This window comes from Thermus thermophilus HB8 (genome assembly GCF_000091545.1).
GTDB classification, from domain to species: domain Bacteria; phylum Deinococcota; class Deinococci; order Deinococcales; family Thermaceae; genus Thermus; species Thermus thermophilus.
On record NC_006461.1, the window covers coordinates 183,044 to 206,080 of the forward strand.

At 69.5% G+C, this 23,037-nt stretch carries 23 protein-coding genes; 13 read left to right on the plus strand and 10 right to left on the minus strand.

The features are described 5' to 3' along the window. Positions 1 to 88: 88 nt before the first annotated feature. From TTH_RS00975 to ndk, 3 genes are read left to right on the plus strand one after another with little or no spacing between them, the layout of a single operon-like run. Positions 89 to 946 (plus strand): LysR family transcriptional regulator, encoded by an 858-nt coding sequence (locus TTH_RS00975; protein WP_011174156.1) that lies wholly within the window; start codon positions 89 to 91, stop codon positions 944 to 946. Between the two features lie 9 nt (positions 947 to 955). Further along, positions 956 to 1,891 carry a PP2C family protein-serine/threonine phosphatase gene (locus tag TTH_RS00980; protein ID WP_011174155.1) on the plus strand — a complete coding sequence of 312 codons (936 nt, stop codon included), beginning with the start codon at positions 956 to 958 and terminating at the stop codon, positions 1,889 to 1,891. Between the two features lie 36 nt (positions 1,892 to 1,927). Beyond that, complete coding sequence (gene ndk, locus TTH_RS00985; RefSeq protein WP_011227764.1) at positions 1,928 to 2,341, plus strand: nucleoside-diphosphate kinase; 414 nt, start codon at positions 1,928 to 1,930, stop codon at positions 2,339 to 2,341. Between the two features lie 85 nt (positions 2,342 to 2,426). Here the strand turns inward: ndk and TTH_RS00990 are convergent, their stop codons facing one another. The 3 genes from TTH_RS00990 to folP form a co-directional block, all read right to left on the minus strand. Then, a complete protein-coding gene (locus TTH_RS00990; protein WP_011174153.1) occupies positions 2,427 to 2,972 on the minus strand; it encodes a LabA-like NYN domain-containing protein in 546 nt (181 codons plus the stop codon). A gap of 172 nt (positions 2,973 to 3,144) precedes the next feature. Further along, positions 3,145 to 3,501 (minus strand): dihydroneopterin aldolase, encoded by a 357-nt coding sequence (folB, locus tag TTH_RS00995; protein ID WP_011227765.1) that lies wholly within the window; start codon positions 3,499 to 3,501, stop codon positions 3,145 to 3,147. Then, the gene (gene folP, locus TTH_RS01000; RefSeq protein ID WP_456243154.1) at positions 3,473 to 4,318 is read right to left on the minus strand and encodes a dihydropteroate synthase; all 846 of its coding nucleotides are present in this window, start codon (positions 4,316 to 4,318) and stop codon (positions 3,473 to 3,475) included. The genes folB and folP overlap by 29 nt, the downstream gene beginning before the upstream one ends. Before the next feature lie 37 nt (positions 4,319 to 4,355). Here folP and TTH_RS01005 point away from each other — a divergent pair, with 37 nt between their 5' ends. The 4 genes from TTH_RS01005 to TTH_RS01020 all read left to right on the plus strand — a co-directional run bounded on the left by TTH_RS01005 (position 4,356) and on the right by TTH_RS01020 (position 8,560). Further along, entirely contained in the window at positions 4,356 to 5,195 is an 840-nt protein-coding gene (locus TTH_RS01005) for a universal stress protein (protein ID WP_011174150.1), read from the plus strand. Between the two features lie 10 nt (positions 5,196 to 5,205). Continuing rightward, positions 5,206 to 6,414: an MFS transporter gene (locus tag TTH_RS01010; RefSeq protein WP_011174149.1), complete on the plus strand. Its 1,209-nt coding sequence runs from the start codon at positions 5,206 to 5,208 to the stop codon at positions 6,412 to 6,414. A 102-nt stretch (positions 6,415 to 6,516) separates the two neighbouring features. After that, positions 6,517 to 7,059: a TRAP transporter small permease subunit gene (locus TTH_RS01015; RefSeq protein WP_011227767.1), complete on the plus strand. Its 543-nt coding sequence runs from the start codon at positions 6,517 to 6,519 to the stop codon at positions 7,057 to 7,059. A 1-nt stretch (position 7,060) separates the two neighbouring features. Continuing rightward, on the plus strand, positions 7,061 to 8,560 hold the full coding sequence (locus tag TTH_RS01020) for a TRAP transporter large permease (protein WP_011227768.1): 1,500 nt from the start codon (positions 7,061 to 7,063) through the stop codon (positions 8,558 to 8,560). Positions 8,561 to 8,626: 66 nt separating this feature from the next. Here the strand turns inward: TTH_RS01020 and TTH_RS01025 are convergent, their stop codons facing one another. The 3 genes from TTH_RS01025 to TTH_RS01035 form a co-directional block, all read right to left on the minus strand. Then, positions 8,627 to 9,706: a TRAP transporter substrate-binding protein gene (locus tag TTH_RS01025; RefSeq protein ID WP_011227769.1), complete on the minus strand. Its 1,080-nt coding sequence runs from the start codon at positions 9,704 to 9,706 to the stop codon at positions 8,627 to 8,629. Between the two features lie 66 nt (positions 9,707 to 9,772). Further along, positions 9,773 to 10,252, minus strand: coding sequence for a DUF4384 domain-containing protein (locus tag TTH_RS01030; protein ID WP_011227770.1), 480 nt, complete (start codon positions 10,250 to 10,252; stop codon positions 9,773 to 9,775). 39 nt (positions 10,253 to 10,291) lie between these two features. Next, positions 10,292 to 10,903: a ribonuclease HII gene (locus TTH_RS01035; RefSeq protein ID WP_011227771.1), complete on the minus strand. Its 612-nt coding sequence runs from the start codon at positions 10,901 to 10,903 to the stop codon at positions 10,292 to 10,294. Positions 10,904 to 10,927: 24 nt separating this feature from the next. On the opposite strand from TTH_RS01035, the gene TTH_RS01040 reads away from it, so the two are divergent. Together TTH_RS01040 and TTH_RS01045 are read left to right on the plus strand one after the other, a co-directional pair. Continuing rightward, positions 10,928 to 12,475 carry a polyhydroxybutyrate depolymerase gene (locus TTH_RS01040; protein WP_011227772.1) on the plus strand — a complete coding sequence of 516 codons (1,548 nt, stop codon included), beginning with the start codon at positions 10,928 to 10,930 and terminating at the stop codon, positions 12,473 to 12,475. A 4-nt stretch (positions 12,476 to 12,479) separates the two neighbouring features. After that, positions 12,480 to 14,492: a molybdopterin oxidoreductase family protein gene (locus TTH_RS01045; RefSeq protein ID WP_011227773.1), complete on the plus strand. Its 2,013-nt coding sequence runs from the start codon at positions 12,480 to 12,482 to the stop codon at positions 14,490 to 14,492. Here TTH_RS01045 and TTH_RS01050 read toward each other — a convergent pair. Then, complete coding sequence (locus tag TTH_RS01050) at positions 14,489 to 15,973, minus strand: YifB family Mg chelatase-like AAA ATPase (RefSeq protein ID WP_011174141.1); 1,485 nt, start codon at positions 15,971 to 15,973, stop codon at positions 14,489 to 14,491. The two genes, TTH_RS01045 and TTH_RS01050, sit on opposite strands and share 4 nt — an antisense overlap. Before the next feature lie 119 nt (positions 15,974 to 16,092). Here TTH_RS01050 and TTH_RS01055 point away from each other — a divergent pair, with 119 nt between their 5' ends. Further along, positions 16,093 to 17,154 carry a Fic family protein gene (locus tag TTH_RS01055; RefSeq protein WP_224065221.1) on the plus strand — a complete coding sequence of 354 codons (1,062 nt, stop codon included), beginning with the start codon at positions 16,093 to 16,095 and terminating at the stop codon, positions 17,152 to 17,154. Here TTH_RS01055 and TTH_RS01060 read toward each other — a convergent pair. From TTH_RS01060 to TTH_RS01070, 3 genes are read right to left on the minus strand one after another with little or no spacing between them, the layout of a single operon-like run. Further along, positions 17,136 to 18,275 carry an MFS transporter gene (locus tag TTH_RS01060; protein ID WP_011227775.1) on the minus strand — a complete coding sequence of 380 codons (1,140 nt, stop codon included), beginning with the start codon at positions 18,273 to 18,275 and terminating at the stop codon, positions 17,136 to 17,138. The two genes, TTH_RS01055 and TTH_RS01060, sit on opposite strands and share 19 nt — an antisense overlap. A gap of 1 nt (position 18,276) precedes the next feature. Further along, on the minus strand, positions 18,277 to 19,089 hold the full coding sequence (locus TTH_RS01065; RefSeq protein ID WP_011227776.1) for an EamA family transporter: 813 nt from the start codon (positions 19,087 to 19,089) through the stop codon (positions 18,277 to 18,279). Further along, positions 19,086 to 19,973 carry a DMT family transporter gene (locus TTH_RS01070; protein ID WP_164926022.1) on the minus strand — a complete coding sequence of 296 codons (888 nt, stop codon included), beginning with the start codon at positions 19,971 to 19,973 and terminating at the stop codon, positions 19,086 to 19,088. The genes TTH_RS01065 and TTH_RS01070 overlap by 4 nt, the downstream gene beginning before the upstream one ends. Positions 19,974 to 20,093: 120 nt before the next feature. On the opposite strand from TTH_RS01070, the gene TTH_RS01075 reads away from it, so the two are divergent. Genes TTH_RS01075 through TTH_RS01085 form a run of 3 tightly spaced genes read left to right on the plus strand, consistent with a single transcriptional unit; the run spans position 20,094 to position 22,875 of the window. Continuing rightward, positions 20,094 to 21,221, plus strand: a complete 1,128-nt coding sequence (locus tag TTH_RS01075) for an NAD(P) transhydrogenase subunit alpha (RefSeq protein WP_011174136.1) — start codon at positions 20,094 to 20,096, stop codon at positions 21,219 to 21,221. Further along, positions 21,221 to 21,523, plus strand: coding sequence for a proton-translocating transhydrogenase family protein (locus TTH_RS01080; protein ID WP_011227778.1), 303 nt, complete (start codon positions 21,221 to 21,223; stop codon positions 21,521 to 21,523). Before TTH_RS01075 ends, TTH_RS01080 begins: the two co-directional genes overlap by 1 nt. After that, entirely contained in the window at positions 21,523 to 22,875 is a 1,353-nt protein-coding gene (locus TTH_RS01085; protein WP_011227779.1) for an NAD(P)(+) transhydrogenase (Re/Si-specific) subunit beta, read from the plus strand. Before TTH_RS01080 ends, TTH_RS01085 begins: the two co-directional genes overlap by 1 nt. Positions 22,876 to 23,037 lie beyond the last annotated feature (162 nt).

Consider the following 23,037-nt stretch of genomic DNA (forward strand, 5'->3'; position numbering starts at 1 on the left):
ACTACACCTTCCCAGGACCAGTCTGCCCTCGAGGAGGTCCCCGCGTCCAATAAGACCTTCGCCGCGGTTGTGATAAGATCTTTTTATCATGGACCCGCGCCGCCTCAAGGCCTTCCTGGTCCTGGCGGAGGAAAAGAGCTTCCACAAGGCTGCGGAGCGCCTCTACCTCTCCCAGCCCGCCCTCACCCAGAGGATCCAGGCCCTGGAGCGGGAGCTCGGGGTGCGCCTTCTGGAAAGGCGCCCCTTCCGCCTGACCCCGGCGGGGGATCTGCTCCGCCGGGAAGGGGCGCGGCTCCTTAAGGAGCTGGAGGCCCTCAAGGAGGCGGTCCGGCGGGCGGGGCAGGAGGCCCTCCGCTTCGGGGTGCCGGAGAACCTCCTCCCCGACCTCATGCCCCTCCTGGACCACCTGCGCCGGGGGCTCGGCCAGGCGGTGGAGGTTCTGGAGATGCACACCCCCGAGCAGGTCCGGGCCCTCAAGGAGGGGCGCCTGGACTACGGCCTCGCGGGGCTCAAGGTGGAGGACCCGGAGGTGGCGAAGGAGCCCCTCCTCCGGGTGCCCATCGTGGTGGCCCTGCCCGAAACCCACCCCCTGGCCCCTAGGGCCCGGGTGCCCCTTCGGGCCCTGAAGGAGGAGCCCTTCCTCCTCCTTCCCAAGGACTTCCTCCCCCCCCTCTACGAGGCCTTCATGGAGGTCTTCCGCCGGGCGGGCTTCGCCCCCAAGGTGGTCCGGGAGGTGGCCCGCTTCTCCCAGGCGGTGAGCCTGGTGGCCGCGGGCCTCGGGGTCCACCTCACCCTCGCCCCCTACCGGGTCTACCCCCACCCCGGGGTGGTCCTGAGGCCCCTGGAGGAGGAGGCCGCCCTCGAGGTGGCCCTCATCTACGCCCGGCGCCCGCCCCCGCCCAGGCTGGAGGAGGTGCGCCGGCTCCTCCGCGCCCTCGCCCTGTAGAATGCCCCCATGGACCGCCTCGAGGCCGCCCTGAAGACCCACCCCGGCCTCAAGCGCCCCAAGAACGAGGACGCGGTGGGCGGGGAGGCCACCCCCTGGGGCGGGGTCTACGTGGTGGCCGACGGCATGGGGGGGCACCGGACGGGGGAGGTGGCCTCGAGGCTCGCCGTGGAGACCGTCTTGGCGAGGCTTTCCCGGGAGGAACCCCCTTCCCCCAAGGACCTCCTGGAGGCCCTGGAGGAGGCCAACGGGAGGATCCACCGGGAGGCCCAGCGCCCGGAGAACCGGGGGATGGGCACCACCTGCACCGTCCTCGTCCTGGACCTGCCCTACGCCCTGGTGGCCCACGTGGGGGACTCCCGGGCCTATTTGCTCAGGGAGGGGAACCTCCTCCAGCTCACGGAGGACCACTCCTGGGTGGCGGAAAGGGTGCGGCAGGGCCTCCTCTCCCCCGAGGAGGCGAGGACGCACCGCTGGCGCAACGTGATCACCAACGCCCTGGGCTCCTTCCCCCAGGCCCGGGTGGACCTCCTCGGGCTCAAGCTCCGCCCGGGGGACACCTTCCTCCTCTGCACCGACGGGCTTTCCGGGGTCCTGGAGGAAAGGGCCCTCAAGGAGGTGCTGGCCCACTTTCCCCCCGCCGAGGCGGCGGAGCGCCTCGTGGCCCTGGCCAACGAGTGGGGCGGCCCGGACAACGTGAGCGTGGCCGTGGTCCGGGTCCCCGAGGCCCTGCCGGAGCGCCAGAGGCCCTACGCCCTCCCCCTGGAGGCCGCCAAGGGGGAACCCGTCCGCCTCCAGGTGGGGGAGGTGCCCGAGGAGCTCACCACCCAGATCCTGGAGCCCGCCCCCAAGAGGGGGCGGGTGGGGTGGCGGGACGCCCTCCTCATTCTCCTCTGGGTGGTGGTGGTGGCCTACATCCTCCTCAACTCCCTGCGGACCCCCTAGACCCCGGAGGCAGGGGGCGGGTAGACTCTTCGCGGTATGGAGCGGACCTTCGTCATGATCAAGCCCGACGGCGTGCGCCGGGGCCTTGTGGGGGAGATCCTCGCCCGGTTTGAGCGCAAGGGGTTCCGCATCGCGGCCCTGAAGCTCATGCAGATCAGCCAGGAGCTGGCGGAGCGGCACTACGCCGAGCACCGGGAAAAGCCCTTCTTCCCCGGCCTCGTGCGCTTCATCACCTCGGGCCCCGTGGTGGCCATGGTCCTGGAAGGGCCGGGGGTGGTGGCCGAGGTGCGCAAGATGATGGGCGCCACCCACCCCAAGGACGCCCTCCCCGGGACCATCCGGGGCGACTTCGCCACCACCATTGACGAGAACGTGATCCACGGCTCCGCCACCCTCGAGGACGCCCAGCGGGAGATCGCCCTCTTCTTCCGTCCCGAGGAGCTCCTTTAACACCCCATGCTGGCTTGCGCCCGCATGGGGGCCCCCAAAGCGCCTCCTCCCGCCCGGGCTCGGGCGCCCCGAGGGGCGGAGGCGCTTAGGCCTCTTCCTCCGGGGAGGCCGGGCTCACCTGGGCCCTAAGGCGCTCCCAGGGGAAGTCGTCCAGAGGGTAGAAGTGGTCCGCCTGCTGGGCCAGCCGGTGGGAGGAGAGGGCGTGGAAGGTGGTGTTCTCCACCTGCTTGCCCAGGTCCTGCACCACCCGCACCACCTCGGCGAAGTCCCCGTCCCCCGAGACCAGCACGGCGATGTCGTAGGCGTTGACGAAGGCGAGGCGGAGCATGTCCACGGCGATCTGGATGTCCACCCCCTTCTCCACGAACCCGTCCGCCCGCCGCTCCAGCCGTCCCAGGCGGACGGTCACGTAGGGCACCCGCTTCAGGTAGTTGAGGAAGCTCTGGTGGGCCTTGGCGGCGGGGTCTTCCGGGGGAAGGGGGGCGTTGTAGTAGTAGGCCCGAAGAAGCTTCCGCCCCGCGGTGAGCAGGGTGATGAACTCCACGAAGTTGAGGCGGTAGTCTGAACCCAGGTGCTGAACCAACCCCTTGTATAGGTTGGAGCCGTCTATAAAGATGGCCACCCTTTCCATAACCCGCCCGCTCCTCCCGGGCCCCCTCAGTTTACTCCCCCAGGATGAGGAAAAGCATAGCCCACCGCTCCCTTGAGCGGCGGGGGCGGGATAAACGTTGGCTTAGCCCTTAAGGGCGGGGGCATCCTACCACAGCCTGCCCATGAGCGCAAGATGAGGGGAAGAAACGCCCTCAAATACGGGATTTTTGCGTTTCGGCGTAGACGTCCCGAAAAACCCCGGGGATGGGGGCGTGGGGCTTGTGGACCCGGACCCGAACCGCCTGGAGGCGGGGAAAGGCCTTTAGGAGCTCCTCCGCCAAATGGTCCGCCAGGGCCTCAATGAGGTAGAAGCGGCGGTGGCGCACCGCCTCCTCCACCAGGGCGTAGACGGCGGCGTAGTCCACGGTCTCCTCCAGCCTGTCCCCCTTGCCCTCAAAGGGCACGGAAAGCCAGAGGTCCACCACGAACCGGGCCCCAAGCCGCCCCTCCTCGGGCATGACCCCGTGGCGCCCGTAGAACTCAAGCCCGAGAAGGGCGATCTCCCCCATACAGCGCCTCCCAAACCCCAAGGGCCTCCCGGTGGGCCCGCACGTCGTGGACCCGAAGCAACCTCACCCCCTTCATCACGGCGAAGAGGTGGGCGGCCACGGAGCCGTGGACCCTCTGGGCCGGGTCCTCCACCCCGGAAAGCTCCCCGATGGTGCGCTTGCGGGAAAGCCCCACCAAGACCGGGTGGCCCAGGGCCACGATCTCGTCCAGGCGGCGGAGGAGGGCGAGGTTGTGCTCCAAGAGCTTCCCGAAGCCGAACCCCGGGTCCAGGACCACCTGGGGCACCCCTGCGCTTAGGGCCCTTCTCGCCTGGGCCTCGAGGAAGGCCTTGACCTCGGCCACCACGTCCCGGTAGCGGGCGTGGGCCATCATGGTGGCCGGGTCCGGCACCGGCATGTGCATGACCACGGCGGCCACCCCGTGGCGGGCGGCCAGGGCCACCATGCGCTCGTCGCGAAGCCCGGTGACGTCGTTCAGAAGGTGGGCCCCAAGCTTTAGGGCCTCCTCGGCCACCTCGGGCTTGCGGGTGTCCACGCTCACCGGCACCCCCAGGGAAAGGACCGCCTCGAGGACGGGAAGAAGCCTCCGCTTCTCCTCCTCCACGGGCACAGGCGCCGCCCCAGGGCGGGTGGACTCGGCCCCCAAATCCAGAATGTCCGCCCCCTCGGCCACCATCTCCCGGGCCCGCTCAAGGGCCCGCTCCGGGTCCAAGTACCGGCCCCCGTCGGAGAAGGAATCGGGGGTGAGGTTCAGCACCCCAAGGAGCCGCACCCGGTCCAGGTCCAGGGCCCGGTCCCGAAGCCAGAGCGTCCGCACAGGAGGGATTATAGTGGGTCCTAAAGGAGGTGCGCCCATGAGGCTTCTCGCCGCCCTAGACTTCGGCCTGACCCACGAGAGCGTGGTGGCCACGGCCCGGGCCCTGGCCCCCGCCTTGGGCCTCGAGGCCCACCTGGTCCACGTGATCCCCGACCCCTACTTCCAGGGCCTGGCCCACCGCTTCCCCGACCTCGCCCCCCTTCTCCGGGAGGCCCTGGACCGGGTGGAGGCCCGGGTGCGGGAGGCCTTGGGGGCCACGGGGCTTAAGGCCCGGGTCTTAAGGGGGCTTCCCGCCTTCGCCGTGGGCGGGGAGGCCGCCCGGGCCAAGCTCGTGGTCCTGGGCCAGACGGGGGACGACCCCCTGGAGCGCCTGGCCCGGGGAGGGCTTGCCCGCTACCTCCTCCACCGGGGGGAGGCCCCCGTCCTCCTCGTCCCCCCGGAAAGGCCCCTCACGGCGGTGAGGCGGATCGGCGTGGGGCTGGACGAAAGCGACGCCAGCCTCGCCGCCTTCCGCCTGGCCCTCAGCTGGAAGGAGGCCCTGGGCGCCGAGGTCCTGGGCCTCCACCTGGTGAGCGGGGAAGGGGGGTGCTGCTACCCCACCTACCTGGACCCCAAAGGCCTCTCCCTCGCCGAGGTCCTGGAGAAGGCCGAGGCCTTCCTAAGGGCGCGCTACACCCCCCTGGACCGGCTTCTCGTCACCAAGGGGGAGGACGAGGCCGACCTCGTGGAGCTCGCCCGCCGGGAAAAGCTGGACCTCCTCGTCCTCGGCTCCAAGGCCAAGCGCACCTGGCGCAGGCGCCTGGGCGGCACGGTGGAGGCGGCCCTGCAGCGGACCGACCTCCCCCTCCTCGTGGTCCCCGAGGCCACGGTCTGGTAGGCTTGGGGCCATGCGCCACGGGCCCTCGTGGTTCCTGCGCCTCTCCGCCTACTGGTTCGCCACCAGCTTCAAGTGGTTCCTGGTCCTCCTCGTCCTCCTCCCGGCCAAGGTGGCGGAGGTCTCCCCCCCGGAGGAGAAGGCCTCGAGGCTCGGCTTCCTCTTCGGCCTGGGGGCGGTGATGGCCATCCTGGGGCCGCCCGTGATGGGCTACCTCTCGGACCGCCTGGGCCGGAGGAGGCCCTTTCTCCTTTGGGGGAGCCTCCTCACCGCCTTCGCCCTCCTCCTCCTGGTCCACGCGCCGAGCTACACGGCGCTCCTTTTCGCCTACCTCCTCCTCCAGGTGGCGGACGACCTGGCCACGGGGCCCTATAGCGCCTTGATCCCCGACCTGGTGCCCAAGGGGGAACGGGGGGCCGCCTCGGGGTACATGGGGGTGCTGCAGGTCTCGGGGCAGGTCCTGGCGGGCGCGGTGGGCTTCCTCCTTCCCCTCGCCCCCCAGGCCTACCTGGCCGCCCTCCTCAACCTCCTAGGGGCGGCCTTAAGCCTCTCCCTCGTCCCCGACCGCCTCCCCAAGGCCAACCCGAGGCCCTTCCTCAAGGCCATGGCCGCCCCGTGGCGGGACCGGGACTTCCTCCTCGTCTACCTCACCCGCTTCCTGGTGATGCTGGGCTTCTACCTGGCCCAGACCTACCTGCAGTACTACCTGGCCGACGTGGTGCGAAGCTTCCAAGCCCTGGGGCGGACCCTCACGGAAGCGCCCTTCCAGGCGGTGGCCCTCCTGGGCCTCCTCATCTCCTTGGGGGCCGCCCTCGCCAGCGTCCCCGCGGGGCGGGCCTCGGACCGCCTGGGCCGGAAGCCCCTCATCTACCTCTCGGGGGCGGGGCTTGGCCTCCTCATGCCCTTCCTCCTCCTCTTCCCCCGCTACGACCTCCTCCTCGCCCTGGCCCTCGTCTTCGGCCTCTTCTACGGGGTCTACCTGGCGGTGGACTGGGCCTTGGTGGCGGACGTCCTCAAAGACCCCGAGGCCCACGCCACGGACATGGGCCTGTGGCAGACCGCCATCGTGGTGCCCCAGGTCCTGGCGGGGGCCTTTGGCCGGCCTCTGGACCTTCTGAACGCCCAGACCCCCGGCCTCGGCTACCAGGTGCTCTACCTCCTCGCCGCCCTCTTCTTCCTGCTCGGGGCCTTCGGGGTGGCCGGGGTGCGGCGGAGCCGGTGAGGCCGGGGGGCGCATAGCCCGAAAACGCCTTAAGAAAGCCGCGTTGACAGGCCTCGCCCCCCTAGGTAGGATGGGGCGGGTCTACACCGGGAGGTTAAGATTATGCGCGCCCTGCTCGCCCTCTCTAGAGCCATTGACGCCCTAAGCGAAGGCGTGGGCCGGATCATCGTCTGGCTCGTCCTCGCGGTCTCCCTCCTCTCGGCCGGAAACGCCCTGATGCGCTACGCCTTCCGCTACAGCTCCAACGCCTACCTCGAGGCCCAGTGGTACCTCTTCAGCCTCATCTTCCTCCTGGGCGGCGCCTACGCCCTCAAGCACAACGCCCACGTGCGCATTGACCTCGTTTACGGGCGCCTCTCCAAGAGGACCCAGGCCTGGATTGACCTGGTGGGCACCCTCCTCTTCCTCATCCCCATGAGCCTCGGGGTCATCTACCTCTCCTGGGACTGGGTGGCGAACGCCGTGGCCATCCGCGAGATGTCCCCCGACGTGGGGGGGCTGCCCCGCTGGCCCATCAAGATCGCCCTGCCCGTGGGGTTCGCCCTTCTCGCCCTCCAGGGCCTCTCCGAGCTCATCAAGCGGCTGGCCTTTCTGACCGGGCACCTGCCCGACTGGACGCCCGGGGAAGAGGAGGAGGTGGTCTGAGGTGGACCTCTACGCCGTCATGCCCCCCCTGATGTTCGCCGCCCTGGTGGTCTTCCTGCTCTCCGGCTACCCCGTGGCCTTCTCCCTAGGGGCGGTGGGGATCGTCTTCGGCTTCCTGGGCATCGCCCTGGACCTCTTCCCCCCGGCCCTCCTCAAGGCCATGCCGGACCGCATCTTCGGCATCATGTCCAACCAGCTCCTCCTGGCCATCCCCTTCTTCACCTTCATGGGCATCATCCTGGAGAAGAGCGGCCTCGCCGAGGACCTCCTGGACACCATGGGCCGCCTCTTCGGTCCCCTAAGGGGCGGGCTCGCCCTCAGCGTGGTCTTCGTGGGGGCCATCCTCGCCGCCACCACGGGGGTCGTGGCCGCGAGCGTCATGGCCATGGGCCTCATCTCCCTGCCGGTGATGCTCAAGTACGGCTACAACCCCCGTGTCGCCAGCGGGGTGATCCTGGGCTCGGCCACCCTGGCCCAGATCATCCCCCCGAGCGTGGTCCTCATCGTGCTGGCCGACCAGCTCGGGGTGAGCGTGGGGGACATGTACGTGGCCGCCCTCGTTCCCTCGGCCCTCACCGTGGGCCTCTACTTCCTTTACGTGATCTACCTCGCCCTCTTCCGCCCCCAGTGGGTCCCCGCCCTGCCCCCCGAGGCGCGGCCCGAGGCGGGGAAGGAGCCCGAGGCCGCCTTCGCCCTCCTCTCCTACCTCCTCGTGGCCGTGGGGTCGTGGAAGCTTGGGGGGTTCCTCCACCTCCCCGGGTGGCTCGAGGGCCTCGAGGTCCTCTTGGGCCTCGCCCTCTGGACCCTCCTCCTCCTCCCCCGGATCCGGCGAAATCCCCTCCTCCGCCGGGCCCTCTTCTCCATGGTCCCGCCCCTCGTCCTCATCTTCCTGGTCCTGGGCACGGTCCTCATCGGCCTCGCCACCCCCACGGAGGCCGGGGCCATGGGGGTGGTGGGGGCCCTCCTCCTCGCCGCCTTGAACCGCCGGCTTTCCTTCCCCGTCCTCTACCAGGCCATGGAGGGCACGGCCAAGCTCACCGCCTTCGTCATCTTCATCCTCATCGGCTCCACCCTCTTCAGCCTGGTCTTCCGGGGCGTGGACGGGGACCTCTGGGTGGAGGGCTTCCTCACGGGGCTTCCCGGGGGCGAAGTGGGGTTTATCGTCTTCGTCATGGTTCTCGTCTTTCTCCTGGGCTTCTTCATTGACTTCTTTGAGATCGCCTTCATCGTCCTTCCCCTCCTCGCCCTCGGCGCCGACGCCTTGAACATTGACAAGGTCTGGTTCGGCCTCCTCGTGGGCGTGAACCTCCAGACCTCCTTCCTCACCCCGCCCTTCGGCTTTGCCCTCTTCTACCTCCGCAACGTGGCCCCCAAGGAGGTGAAGACGCTGGACATCTACCAAGGCGGCCTTCCCTTCATCGGCCTCCAGCTCCTCGTCCTCGTCCTCACCTACCTCCTCCAGGAGCCGATCATGGAGTTCGTGCGGAACTTCCGCTTCTAAGGACCGCGGCGAAGCACTGCAAAAGGCCCCCAGGGCAAGCCCTGGGGGCCTCGGCCTTCGCCCGGATCAGACGCCCGGGAAGGCGAACTGGGCGTAGCCCAGCTCGGCCACGGCGAACCAGCGGTACTGCTCCTCCCGGAAGGCCTTCCAGGCGGTGTAGACCTTGCGGTAGGTGGCGTCCTTGGCCGCCTCTTCTTCAAACCACTCAAAGGCCGCCTTCTGGGCCGCCTGCATGATCTCGTTGGGCCACTTCCTGAGGCGCACCCCGGCCCGGAGGAGGCGCTGGAGGGCGGGCGGGTTCACCCGGTCGTACTTGGCCATCATCCACTGGTTGGCCTCGGCGGCGGCCACCTCAAAGGCCTGCTGGTACTCCTTGGGGAGCTTCCGCCACTCCTGAAGGTTCACGTAGAAGGAGAGCATGGGCCCGGGCTCGTGCCAACCGGGATAGTAGTAGTACTTGGCCACCTTGTAGAAGCCGAGCTTCTCGTCGTCGTAGGGCCCCACCCACTCGGTGGCGTCAATGGTGCCCCGCTCCAAAGCCGGGTAGATGTCCCCGCCCGCCAGCACCTGGGGCACCACGCCCAGGCGGCTCATCACCTGGCCGCCGGGCCCGGGGATGCGCATCTTGAGGCCCTTGAGGTCGGCGAGGCTCCTCACCTCCTTGCGGAACCAGCCCCCCATCTGGACCCCGGTGTTGCCCCCAGGGAACTGGATGATGTTGAAGTCGGCGAAGATGGGGCGGAAAAGCTCAATCCCGCCCCCGTGGTACATCCAGGCGTTCTGCTGCCTGGCGGTGAGGCCGAAGGGCACGCTGGTGTCAAAGGCCAGGACCTGGGCCTTGCCCACGTAGTAGTAGCTCGCCGTGTGCCCCGCCTCCACCGTGCCCTGCTGCACCGCGTCCATAACCTGGAGGCCGGGGACGATCTCCCCCGCCTGGTAGACCCGGATCTGGAAGCGGCCCCCCGTGAGGGCGGAGACCCGGTCGGCCAGGACCTCCGCCGCCCCGTAGATGGTGTCCAGGCTCTTGGGGAAGCTACTGGCCATGCGCCAGCGGACGGTGGGGCTCCCCTGGGCGAAGACGGGGCCAAAGGCCGCGCTCGCCGCCACGCCGATGCCTGCCCGCTTCAAAAAGTCGCGCCGCTTCATCTTTATTCACCTCCCCTAAGGGTGTCCGCCGGGATCATACCCCAAACGCCGCGTTTGGGCAAGCCCCTAGCGGACGTAAAAGTAGGTCTCGGCCACGTCGTAGGCCCTCGCCCCCGAGGCCTCCACGTAGAGGCGGAGCCTCGCGTCCCAGTCGGTGTAGCGGCCCTCGAGGCGGACCCGGCTTGAGGGGGGGCTTTGGGTGTAGACCGCCCGCACCCGGTGGAGGCCCCGGGGCGGGGTGAGGGTGTAGCGGTAGGGCCCGGGAGGCAGGACGTGGGTGCCCCGAGAAAGGTGGAAGCGGTCCAGCTCGTAGGTGTAGCCGTCCGGGTCCTGCACCACCAGGCTCACCCAGCCCGGGCGGTCCAGGGTGAGGAAGAAGCGCACCTCCTCCCCCACGAAGTAGGTGGCCCCCCGCCCCCGGTCGGGCTCAAAGCGCAGGATCGCCCCGCCGAAGTCCACCCGGTAGGTCACGGAAAGGCCCTCCGGGTAAAGGGTCAGGGTGCAGGCGGAAAGGAAGGCCGCAAGGGCCAGAAGGAAAACCCGCATACCGCCCACCTCTTCCCCTAAGTTTAGGCCCAAAAGGGCCTAAGGAGCTTCAGGAAACCTTAAGGGAGCCTGGGCCACGGGGGCGAAGCGCTTCCGGTGGACGGGGCTAGGCCCTAAGGCGAGGAGGGCCTCCTGGTGCTCCTGGGTGCCGTAGCCCTTGTGCCGGGCGAAGCCGTAGCCCGGGTAGAGGCGGTCCAGCTCGTCCATGATCCGGTCCCGGTGGACCTTGGCCAGGATGCTCGCCGCGGCCACCGTGGGGCTTTTCTCGTCCGCCTTGGGCGGGGAGAGGAGGGGAAGGGGGGTGGGAAGGGGGAGGTAGTCGGTGACGAGGGCCTCCGGGGCGAGGGGGAGGGAGAGGAGGGCCCTCTCCGCCGCGAGGAGGGTGGCCTTGAGGACCCCAAGCCGGTCCACCTCCGCCGCCTCCGCCACCCCCAGGGCAAAGGCCAGGGCCACCTCCTTGACCTTCTCCGCCAGGCGCTCCCTCGCCTTTGGGGAGAGGAGCTTGGAGTCCCGGAAGGGGTACTCCCCCGGGGGCAGGACCACCGCCCCCACCACGATGGGCCCCGCCCAGGCCCCCCTCCCCGCCTCGTCCAGACCGGCCACGAGGAGGCCTTTTCGCCAAAAGGGAGCTTCCAAGGGCCCTTCGGCCATGGGGCCATCTTATACGCTTAGGGCATGCTCCGGCGCCTCCTGCCCTTCCTCGCCCTCCTGGGAGGGGCCCTCGCCCAGGCCTTCTGGGTGGAGACCCCCTTGGGCCGGGCCCAAGGCCGCCTCGAGGGCGGGGCCATCGCCTTCTACGGCCTCCCCTACGCCGAGGCGGAGCGGTTCCGGGCCCCGAAGCCCCTAAAGGCCTGGCCCCCCGGCGTGGGCCAGGAAGCGGTGGCCTGCCCCCAGGCCCCGGGGATCACGGCCTGGTTCGGCGGCCCCATCCCCCTAGAGAGGGAGGACTGCCTGGTCCTCAACGTCTACCTCCCCGCCCAGATCCCGCCCCCGGGGGGCTTCCCCGTCATGGTCTACCTCCACGGCGGGGGCTTCACCTCGGGGGCAGGGGCCGAGCCCATCTACCGGGGGCACCGGCTTTCGGAGGAGGGGGTCGTTGTGGTCGCCCCCAACTACCGCCTGGGGCCCTTGGGCTTCCTCGCCCTTCCTGCCCTCGCCGAGGAGGACCCGAAAGCGGTGGGGAACTACGGGCTTTTGGACGTCCTCGAGGCCCTCCGCTTCGTGAGGGACTATATCCGCTACTTCGGGGGCGACCCCAAGAACGTCACCCTCTTCGGGGAGTCCGCCGGGGGGATGCTGGTCTGCACCCTCCTCGCCACCCCGGAGGCCCGCGGCCTCTTCCAAAAGGCCATCGTCCAATCGGGAGGGTGCGGGTACGTCCGGGCTTTGGAGGAAGACTACGCCCAGGGGGAGGCCTGGGCCAAGGCGAGGGGGTGCGACCCCAAGGACCTCGCCTGCCTCCGCGCCCTCCCCCTGGAGAGGCTCTTGCCCGAGGAGCCCACCCTCGAGGCCACGGGCCGCTTCCTCTCAAACCCCTCCCTCTTCCGGACAGGCCCCTTCAAGCCCCACCTCTCCCCCTTCCTCCTCCCCCAGGACCCCAGGGAGGCCCTAAGGGAGGGAAAGGCGGCGGGCACCCCCCTCATCGCCGGGGCGAACGCCGAGGAGGTGGCCTTCCCCAGCCTCCAAGCCCTCCTCGGACCCGGGGACTGGGAGGAGGCGGAAAGGAGGCTTTTGGAGTCTGGGCTTTCCCGGGAGAAGGCCCAGGCCCTCCTCGCCCACTACCGGAAGGGAGTCCCCGACCCCAAAAGGGCCTGGGGGGAGGTGCAGACCGACCTCACCCTCCTCTGCCCTTCCCTGAAGGCCGCCCGCCTTCAGGCCCCCCACGCCCCCACCTACGCCTACCTCTTCACCTTCCGGGCGCCGGGGTTTGAGGGCCTCGGGGCCTTCCACGGCCTGGAGCTCGCCCCCCTCTTCGGGAACCTCCTGGAGAGGCCCTTCCTACCTCTTTTCCTACGCCAAGAAGCCCAAGAGGAGGCAGAGTACCTGGGCAAGAAGATGCGCCGCTACTGGACCTCTTTCGCCAAGGACGGCGAGCCCAAGGGGTGGCCCCGCTGGCCCCTCTACCGGGAGGGCCTCCTCCTGCGGCTGGACGTCCCCCTGGGGCTTCTGCCGGACCTTTACGAGGAACGGTGCGGCGCCCTCGAGGTCCTTGGGCTACTCTAAGGGCATGAGGGCCCGCGCCACCTGTCCCCTGGACTGCCCCGACGCCTGCAGCCTCCTCCTCACCCTGGAGGAAGGGCGCCTCCTCCGGGTGGAGGGGGACCCCCGCCACCCCATCACCCAAGGCTTCGCCTGCGCCAAGACCTATCGCTACCCGGAGAGGGTAAGGGAAAGGCTTCTTTACCCCTTGCGCCGGGTGGGGAGAAAGGGCGAGGGGAAGTTCGTGCGGGTCTCCTGGGAAGAGGCCCTGGACGAGATCGCCAAGCGCCTCATGGAGGTCCTGGACCGGGAGGGGGGCGAGGCCGTCCTCCCCTACCACTACGCCGGGACCACGGGCCTTGTGGAGAACCAGCACCCCCTGGCCTTCTTCCGGGCCATCGGGGCCTCGGAGCTCTTGGAGACCATCTGCGCCACGGCGGGGAGCGCCGCCTGGGAGATGACCTACGGCCCCCGCCTCGGCCCCGATCCCGAGGACATCCCCGAAAACGCCCGCTATATCCTCCTCTGGGGGATCAATAGCCTCTCCACGAATAGCCACCTCACCCCCTTCCTCAAGGAGGCAAGGAGGCGGGGGGCCAAGGTGGTCCACATAGACCCCTACGAAAACCTCACCTCCCGCTTCGCCGACCTCCACCTCAAGCTCCGCCCCGGCACCGACGCCGCCCTGGCCTACGCCTTGGCCCACGTCCTCTTCCGGGAGGGCCTTTTGGACTGGGAGTACCTGGGGAAGGCGGCGGTGGGCCTGGAGGAGTTCCAGAAGGAAGCGGAAAAGTGGACCCCAAAGCGGGCGAGCGCCCTCACCGGCGTGCCCGAAGAGGCCATCCTCCGCCTCGCCCGGGAGATGGGGGAGGCGAAGCGGGTCTTCCTGCGGGTGGGCTACGGCATGACCCGCCACCCGGGAGGGGGAAACGCCCTCCGCGCCGTGGTCCTCCTCCCCGCCCTCCTCGGGGCCTGGCGCTACCCGGGGTGCGGGGCCATGCTCTCCACGAGCGGGGCCTTTCCCTTAAACAAGCGCTTCCTCGGGGGGCGGCACCTCCTGGAGGGGGGACATCCCCACCAAGGCTACTTCCGGCCGAACCCCAAGGCGCGGGCCGTCAACATGAACCAGCTCGGCACCGCCCTCACGGAGCTAGACCCTCCCATCCGGGTCCTCTTCGTCTTCAACACGAACCCCCTGGTGGTGGCCCCCAATACGGGGAAGGTGAAGGCGGGGCTTGCACGGGAGGACCTCTTCACCGTGGTCCTGGAGCAGGTGATGACGGAGACCGCCCGCTTCGCCGACTACCTCCTCCCCGCCACCCTCTTCTACGAGCACCCCGACCTCTACACGAGCTACGGGCATTACTACCTCTCCTGGAACGAGCCCTTAAGCCCTCCCGCGGGGGAGGCCCGGCCCAACACCTGGGTCTTCCGGGAGCTGGCGAAGCGGCTCGGCCTGAAGGAGCCCACCCTCTACTGGACGGCCGAGGAGGTGGCGGAAAGCCTCCTCGCCTCGGACCACCCTTACCTAGAGGGGATCACCCTGGAAAGGCTCAAGCGGGAAGGCTTCGTGAAGCTCAACCTTCCCAGGCCCTTCCTCCCCTTCGCCGAAGGGCAGGTGCGCTTCAGCCCCCCGCCCGAGGTGATCCCCACCGAGCCCCTTCCCGAATACCCCCTGATCCTCCTCACCCCCCCGGCCCACCGCTTCCTCAACACCACCTACGGGGACGTGAAGGCCCTGGTGGAGGCGGAAGGCGGGGAGCCTAGGCTCCTCATCCACCCCGAGGACGCCGAGGCGCGAGGGATTCGGGACGGGATGCTCGTCCACATCCGTTCCCCTTGGGGGAGGATCACGAGGAAGGCCCACGTCACCGAGGCCCCCATCCCGGGGACGGTGGTCCTCGAGGGCACCTGGTGGGAGAAGTGGGCCCCAGACGGCAAGGGCGTGAACCACCTCACCTCGGAAAGGCTCACCGACCTGGGCGGGGGAAGCACCTTCCACTCCACCCCCGTGGAGGTGGAGCCCTTGCGCCTCGCCTAGAGGGCCCTGCGGTAGGCCAGGGCCTCGGCCACGTGGGCCTCCCCCACCCTCTCCTCGCCCAGGAGGTCGGCGACGGTGCGGGCCACCCGGAGGACGCGGTCGTAGCTCCGGGCCGAAAGGAGCATCCGCTTGGCCGCCTCCTGGAGGAGGGCCTGGGCCGGTGGGGTGAGGCGGGCGTGCTCCCTCAGGGCCCGCCCCGAGAGGAGGCCGTTGGGCCTCCCTTGGCGGGCGAGCATCCGCTCCCGGGCCCTTAGGACCCGCTCCCGCACCGCCTCCGTGCCCTCCCCCTCGGGGGCGCGGGCGAGCTCCTCGGGGGTGAGGCGGGGCACCTCCACCACCAGGTCAAACCGGTCCAGGAGGGGCCCGGAGATCCTGGCCGCGTAGCGCCTCTGGGCGGCGGGGGTGCAGGTGCAAGGCCTTTCCGGGTCCCCGTGCCAGCCGCAGGGGCAGGGGTTCATGGCCGCCACCAGGAGGAAGCGGGCGGGAAAGGTGAGGCTTGCCCGGGCCCGGGCCACGGTCACCACCCCGTCCTCCAGGGGCTGGCGCAGGGCCTCGAGGGCCTCCCGGGAAAACTCCGGGAACTCGTCCAGAAAGAGCACCCCCCGGTGGGCCAAGGAGACCTCCCCGGGCTTGGGAATGGCCCCACCCCCGATGAGCCCAGCGTAGCTCACCGTGTGGTGCGGGGCGCGGAAAGGCGGGGCCTTCACAAGCCCCCGCACCGGCTTCCCCGCGGCGGAGTGGATCCGGGTCACCTCCAAGGCCTCCTCCCGGGAGAGGGGCGGGAGGAGGAAGGGAAGCCGCCGCGCCAGCATGGTCTTCCCCGAGCCCGGGCTTCCCACCATGAGGAGGTGGTGGAAGCCCGCGGCGGCGATCTCCAGGGCGCGTTTGGCCTTGGCCTGGCCCTTGACGTCCCTGAGGTCCAGCGCCTCCACCGCTTCCGGGGCCTCCTCGGGCCGGGCCTCGGCCAAGGCCTCCTCGCCCTTGAGGAAGGCCACGGCTTCCTGGAGGCTTCTCGCCCCGTAGACCTCCACCCCCTCCACCAAGGCCGCCTCCTTGGCGCTCTCCAGGGGCAGGAGGAGCTTCTTCCCCTCGGCCAGGGCCCCCAGGGCCAGGTTCACCGCCCCGGGGACGGGCCTCAGGCTCCCGTCCAAGCCAAGCTCCCCCGCGAGGGCGAAGGGGGAGAGGGCCTCGAGGGGCACCACCCCCTGGGCCGCGAGGAGGCCCAGGGCGATGGGAAGGTCAAACTGGCTCCCCTCCTTCCGAAGCTCCGCCGGGGCCAGGTTCACCACCACCCGGGCCTGGGGGTAGGGGAAGCCCGCGTTCTTGAGGGCCGCCCGCACCCTCTCCCGGCTTTCCTCCACCGCCTTGTCGGGCAAGCCCACCAGGGCGTAGCTGGGAAGCCCCGGGCTAACGTCCACCTCCACGGTGACGGGAACCGCGTCCAGGCCGAAGAGGGCGTAGCTTCGCACCTGGGCCAGCATGGAGAGAGTTTATCACAGCGCTGTTAGTTCCACCCAAGGTGGGCGTTTCGTGAGCAGAGGCGAAAACTGCCTTATCATGGGGCCAGATGGCGCGCGAGCTCCATGTGGCGTATAACAAAATGCGCCGCGCCCTGGAGGAGCGCTTGGGCCTCCTCCGCCGCCTCGGGGGAATGGACCTCCGCTTGATCCAAGTGGCCAACGAGGAGTGGCTCTACATGCTCCAGGAGGACACCCGCAACTCCCTGGCCATAGAGGGCTACTTCACCACGGAGCGGGAGCTACGGGAGGTGCTTAGGGGACGCAAGGGGGCGGCGGAGGTCCTCAACTACTTTCGCACGGCCCAGTTTGTCTACGAGCAAGCTTTGCAGGACCTCCAAGAGGAGGCTTGGCATCTGGACGTGGCCTTCGTGAACAACATCCACGGCCAGCTTTTCCGCGAAACCCCCCAAGAGGCGGAGCGGGGCAGGCCCGCCGATGGGGTGGAGCGCCGAATCCAAGGGGCCAAGGTGAGGCCCCCTCTGGAAGCCGGGGATTACCTCAGGGCCTTTGTCCGAGCGGTTCCCCTCCTCCTGAAAAGGGGCGAGGTTCTGGAAGCCCTGGCCAAGGTCCACACCCTCTTTGAGGCCATCCACCCCTACCGGGGCGGCAACGGCCGTGTGGGGAGGGTTCTCCTCAACTACGTGGCCATTCGCTCCGGCCTTCCGCCTCTCGTGGTGAAGAGCCTCGAGGACCAAGACCGCAAGCGTTACTACGAGGCCTTAGAGCAGGCGGACCGGGGGTTGCACCATGGCTTTCCCCCACCCGAGCCCAACGCCCTGGTGGGGACCCTGGACCAGGGGGAGTGGCGGCCCTTGGCCCTCCTTTTGGGCGAAGCCCTCTTGGCCCGTCTGGACAAGGTCATCGCCTTGGCCCTCGTGCGTTTTGCCGACCTTCTTCCCCTGGATCAGGTGGCGCGGTCCCTCGGTGTGGATCGGCAGATCCTCTACGTCTGGCAGCAAAGGGGGAGGCTTGTGGTTTACCGCCCTGGCGGTAAGCGAAACCTCCTTTCTCACCCCTGGCTTTTCCTGGGGACCCGGGAGCGGCCTCCCCTCCTCCCCCCCGAGCTGCCACCCCCCCGGCCCGAGTGGCCCGAGAGGGTGAAAGACCTCCAGCGGCTTCTCTTTCACCCGGAGGATTTGTGAAGTAGGGGCAGGTAAAGGCCGAGAGCCAGGAGGAGGAGGGCGAGAAGCCCGCCGAAGGCCAGGGCGTACCCCAAGGCCTCCACCGCCACGCCGACGCCCCACTGCAGGAGGAAGGTGCCCCCGATGCCGAAGAGGTTCACCAAGGTGGTGCCCCGGCCCACCAGGTGGGAGGGGACCAGCTCCCGGGCCTGGGTGAGGGTGAGGATGTTGAAGGCCCCGAAGAAGCCGAGGAGGGCGTAGGCGGGGACGAGGGCCTTAAGGAGGAGGAGAAGGAGGCCCAAGGCGAAGAGGAGGGCCGAGGCGAGGAGGACTCGGGCCGTCCCCAAGCGGTCCGCCAGGTAGCCGGAAACGAGAAAGCCCAAAACCGCTCCCCCCGAGTAGAGGAAGAGGAGGTTCCCCACCTCCAAGGCGGTGAGGCCCAGGTGGTAGGCGTAGTCCCCGGCCCAAAGGGTCTGTAAGGCGAGGAAGCTCCCGGCGAAGGCGAAGGCCAAAAAGGCCACCCGGAGGAGCCTCCCGTTGCGGAAGACCTCCCCGAGCCCGTCCCCCCGCTGCCCCCCCGGCCAGGCCACCCCCGGGGGGGTGTTCCGCACCCCCAGGTAGAGGGCGAGGGCCACCAGGGCCACCACGAAAGCCCCCAGGAGGAACACCCCCCGCCAACCCAGGGCCTCCTTGAGGAGGGCGAGGGGCGTGGCCGCCATAAGCCCCCCCGTGGCCCCCAGGCCCACGAGGAGGGTGGAGACCGTGGCGTAGTTCCTGGGGAACCAGAGGCTGAAGGCCCTCATGGAGCCCATGAGGGCCGCGGCCATCCCCACCCCGATCAGGGCCCGGCCCAGGGCCAAAACGGCGAAGCTTTGCGCCAGGCCGAAGACCACGCTCCCCAGGGCGGCCACGAGGAGGAGGGCCGGGGTGACGGCCCGGGGCCCCACCCGGTCCAAAAGCCCCCCCAGGGGGAGCTGGGCCGCGGCGAAGGCCAGGTAGAAGAGGCTCGTCATGAAGCCGAGCTCCGCCGGCCCCAGGCCCAGCTCCTGGGAGAGGTCCTTGGCGAGCACCGCGTTCGCCGAGCGGTAGAAATAGGAGAGGAAATACCCTAAGGCGAAGAGAAAGAAAACCCGCGCCGCCATATCACCTCCGGTTGAGCCACACGCCCCCAAGGATCATACCGCCTCCAAGAAGGGCTTCGGGCCTCAAGGGCTCCCCGGCCAAGGGCCAGGCGAAGAGGGCCCCGCTCAGGGGCTCCAGCATGGCCACCAGGGTGGCGGTGCGGGCGGGGAGGGTCCGCACCCCGAGGAGGAAGAGGCCGAAGGGGACCACCGTGCCCAGGGTGACCAGGTAGGCCACCGCCCCCCACTGGGCCGGGCCGAGGGCCAGCACCTTCTCCCCGTGAAGCCCGAGGACGGGAAGGGAGAGGAGGGCCCCCACCCCCGTGGCCACCCCGAGGGCCACGAAGGCGGGCGTGCGGAGGCCGTGGGCGAAAGCGGCGTAGGCCGCGAAGGAAACGGCGGAAAGGAGGCCGTAGGCCACGCCTAAAGCCCCTCCCCGAAGCCCCTCGGGCCCCACCACCAGGAGGTAGGCCCCCAGGAGGGCGAGCCCCACCCCAAAAAGGGCCCTCCCGGGAAGCCTCTCCCCCTTGAGGAGGGCGTAGAGGGTGAGGAGGGAGGGGGCGAGGTACTGGAGGAAGATCCCCGTGGCCACCGTGGTGGCGTGGATGGCCAGGTAGTAAAAGGCCTGGGCCCCGGAGAGGGCGAGGCCCACCCCGAGGAGCCGCCGCCTCTCGTCGGGGTGGGGCGGGCGGGCGAGGACGAGGGGCAGAAGGAGGAGGAAGCTCAGGAGGAAGCGCAAGGGGATGAGGACCTCCGGGGGGATCTCCCGCATGAAGCGCCCCGCCAAAGCCCCCCCAAGCCCCCAAAGCAGGGCGGCGAGGGCCACGGGGATCACCGCCTACCCCCCACCACGGCCAGCGCCACGCCCACGAGGAGGATCAGGGCCCCGAGGAGGACCCGGCTTCCGGGGAGCTCCCCGAAGAGGAAGTAGGCGAGGAGGCTCGCCCCCACGGGCTCAAAGAGAATGGCCAGGGTGACGAGGACCGGGGGGATGTGGCGGGTGGCCCAGTTGAAGCTGGTGTGGCCCACGAGCTGGGGAAGGAGGGCCATGAGGAGGAGGTAGGCGTAGACCTCGAGGGGATACCCCCCGTACCCCCCGCCGAAGAGGTAGGGCAGGGGAAGCAGGAGAAGGGCCGCCGCGGTGTAGGCCACGCGGACGTAGGCCCAGGTGGAAAGCCCCCGCCTTTGGGCCTCCCGCCCGAGGAGGAAGTAGCAAGAGGCCGCCACCGCCCCGAGGAGGGCGAGGAAGTCCCCGAGGAGGGGGTTGGCCCCCCCTCCGCCCTCGCTGTCCCCCAGGCCGATGAGGACCCCCCCGAGGAGGGCCACGCCCACGCCGAGCAGGGTGAGGAAAGAAGGCCGCTCCCCGAAAAGCCACCAGCCCAAAAGGGTGACCCACACGGGGTTGGTGGTGACGAGGGCGGTGCTCGCCGCCACGGAGGTGTAGGAGAGGGAGGTGATCCAGAAGGCGAAGTGGAGGGCGAGAAACCCCCCGGCGGCCAAGGCGAAGGGCAGCCCCGCCCTGCCCTCCAAGGGCCGCGTCCAGCCGGGGGCGAGGAGGAGGGCGGCCAAGGCCAGGCGCCCCGCGCTCATCACCAGGCTGAAGGCGAGGCTTTGGTCCCCGGAGGCCCGAAGGGCCAGGCGCACCAGGATGCTCCCGAAGCTTATGGCCAGGATGCCCACGAGAAGGACGGCGGCGATCTTCCACCCCGGGGGGCGCATGGTGCGCATTTTTACACAAGGGAAGCCTTCCGGGAAGCGTCAAAGTAGTGTAGCCCAAGGGAAAACCCGGGGACGGACGCCCCACCCCGCGCTGGTATACTTCCCCCGAAGGAGGCGCCTATGGTGACCGTCGCGGTTCCCAAGGAAAGGGCCCCAGGGGAAAGGAGGGTGGCCCTGGTGCCCGAGGTGGTGGCCCGCCTGGTGAAAGGCGGGGCCCGGGTGCGGGTGGAGCGGGGCGCGGGGGAGGGCGCCTACCACCCCGACGAGGCCTACCAGGAGGCCGGGGCCGAGGTGGTGGAGCGAGGGGAGCTCCTAAAGGGCGCCCACCTCCTCTTCACCGTCCAGCCGCCCCCGGAGGACCTCATCCAGGCCCTGGAGCCGGGGGCCATCGTGGTGGGCTTCGTCCAGCCCCACAAGAACCTGGAGCTGGTGCGGGCCCTACAGGCGAAGAAGGCCACGGTGATCGCCATGGAGCTCATCCCCCGCATCACCCGGGCCCAGAGCATGGACGCCCTCTCCAGCCAGGCCACGGTGGCGGGGTATCTGGCGGCCATCCACGCGGCGAGGCTCTCCCCCCGCTTCTTCCCCATGCTCACCACGGCGGCGGGCACCATCCGCCCCGCCAAGGTGATGGTCATGGGGGTGGGGGTGGCGGGGCTCATGGCCATCGCCACCGCCAAGCGCCTCGGGGCCCAGGTCTTCGCCTACGACGTGCGCAAGGCCGCCCTGGAGCAGGCCCTCTCCCTGGGGGCGAAGCCCATTGAACTCCCCATCAGCGCCGAAGGGGAGGGGGGCTACGCCCGGGAGCTCACCGAGGAGGAGAAGCGCATCCAGCACGAGGCCCTCCGCGACCACGTGGCGGGGATGGACGTCCTCATCACCACGGCCCAGGTGCCGGGCCGCCGCGCCCCCATCCTCCTCACCGAGGACATGGTGGAGCGCCTGAAGCCCGGGACCGTGGTGGTGGACCTGGCCGCCGAGAGCGGGGGCAACTGCGTCCTCACCAAGCCGGGGGAGGTGGTGGAGGTGAGGGGCGTGCGGGTCTATGGCCCCTTGAACCTGCCGAGCGAGCTTTCCGTCCACGCCTCGGAGATGTACGCCAAGAACCTCTACAACCTCTCCAGCCTCCTCATAGAGAAAGGCGCGTTCGCCCCCAAGTGGGAGGACGAGATCGTCCGGGCCGCCCTCCTCATGAAGGAGGGCGAGGTCCTGCACGGGCCCACCAAGGCCCTTCTGGGAGGTGCGTGATGGAGTTTAACTTCTGGTCGGCGCTTTACATCTTCGTGCTCACGGCCTTCTTGGGCTACGAGCTCATCACCCGGGTGCCCGTGATCCTCCACACCCCCTTGATGTCGGGCTCCAACTTCATCCACGGCGTGGTGGTGGTGGGGGCCATGGTGGTCCTGGGCCACGCGGAAACGGGCCTGGAAAAGCTCATCGGTTTCCTGGGGGTCATCCTGGGGGCGGCCAACGCCGCCGGGGGGTACGCGGTCACGGTGCGCATGCTGGAGATGTTTGAAAGGAAGCCCGGCCAAGGGGGTGGTCGGTAATGGACCTCATCCAGGCGGCCTACTTCGTGGTGGCCATCCTCTTCATCGTGGGCCTGAAGCGCATGGCCCACCCCACCACGGCCAAAAGCGGCATCGTCTGGGCGGGCTGGGGCATGGTCCTCGCCGTGCTCGCCACCTTCTTCTGGCCGGGGATGGGGAACTTCGCCCTCATCCTCCTCGCCCTTCTCCTTGGCTCGGCGGTGGCCTGGTGGGCGGCGGTGCGGGTGGCCATGACGGACATGCCCCAGATGGTGGCCATCTACAACGGCATGGGAGGCGGGGCGGCCGCCACCATCGCCGCCGTGGAACTCCTCAAGGGGGCCTTTGAGAACACGGGGCTCATGGCCTTGGCCATCCTGGGCGGCCTCATCGGGAGCGTGGCCTTCACGGGAAGCCTCATCGCCTTCGCCAAGCTCCAGGGGATCATGAAGAGCCGCCCCATCCTCTTCCCCGGGCAGAAGGCAGTAAACGCCCTGGTCCTGGCCCTCACCCTCGTGCTCGGGCTTTCCCTCCTCTGGAACGACGCCACGGCGAGCATCGTCCTCTTCTTCCTCCTCGCTCTTCTCTTCGGCGTCCTCATGACCCTCCCCATCGGCGGCGGGGACATGCCCGTGGCCATCTCCTTCTACAACGCCTTCACGGGGATGGCCGTGGGCTTTGAGGGCTTCGCCGTGGGAAACCCGGCCCTCATGGTGGCGGGCACCCTGGTGGGGGCGGCGGGCACCCTCCTCACCGTGCTCATGGCGAGGGCCATGAACCGCTCGGTGTGGAGCGTCCTGGTGGGGGGCTTCGGCGTGGAGCAGGAGGCGGGCGAGGTCAAGGGGAGCCTCAAGCCCATTGACGTGGAGGACGCCGCCGTGATGCTCGCCTACGCGGGCAAGGTGGTCTTCGTCCCCGGCTACGGCATGGCCCTCTCCCAGGCGCAACACAAGCTGAAGGAGCTTGCGGACCTCCTCGAGGCCCGCGGGGTGGAGGTGAAGTTCGCCATCCACCCGGTGGCGGGGCGGATGCCCGGGCACATGAACGTCCTCCTGGCCGAGGCCGGGGTGGACTACGACAAGCTCAAGGACCTGGAGGAGATCAACCCCGAGTTCCCCACGGTGGACGTGGCCGTGGTCATCGGGGCGAACGACGTGGTGAACCCCGCCGCCCGCCGTCCGGGAAGCCCGCTTTACGGCATGCCCATCCTGGACGTGGACAAGGCCAAGAACGTCATCGTCATCAAGCGGGGACAGGGGAAGGGCTTCGCCGGGGTGGAGAACGAGCTCTTCTACGCCGAAAACACAAGGATGCTCTACGGGGACGCGCAAAAGGTCCTCACCGAGCTCATCCAGGCCCTGAAAAGGCTTTAGGCCTTGACGACACAAGGCCCCTCGCTTAGACTCCAGGGTGGCACCCCGGGCGCGCCAGCGCCCAGGCCAAAGACAGCGGGGGGCCTTCGGGCCTTAAAAAGCCCGCCGAGGCGCTTGAGGGGGAGCGTTTCCTCGGAAATCCCAGGACAAACCGGCCGGGGT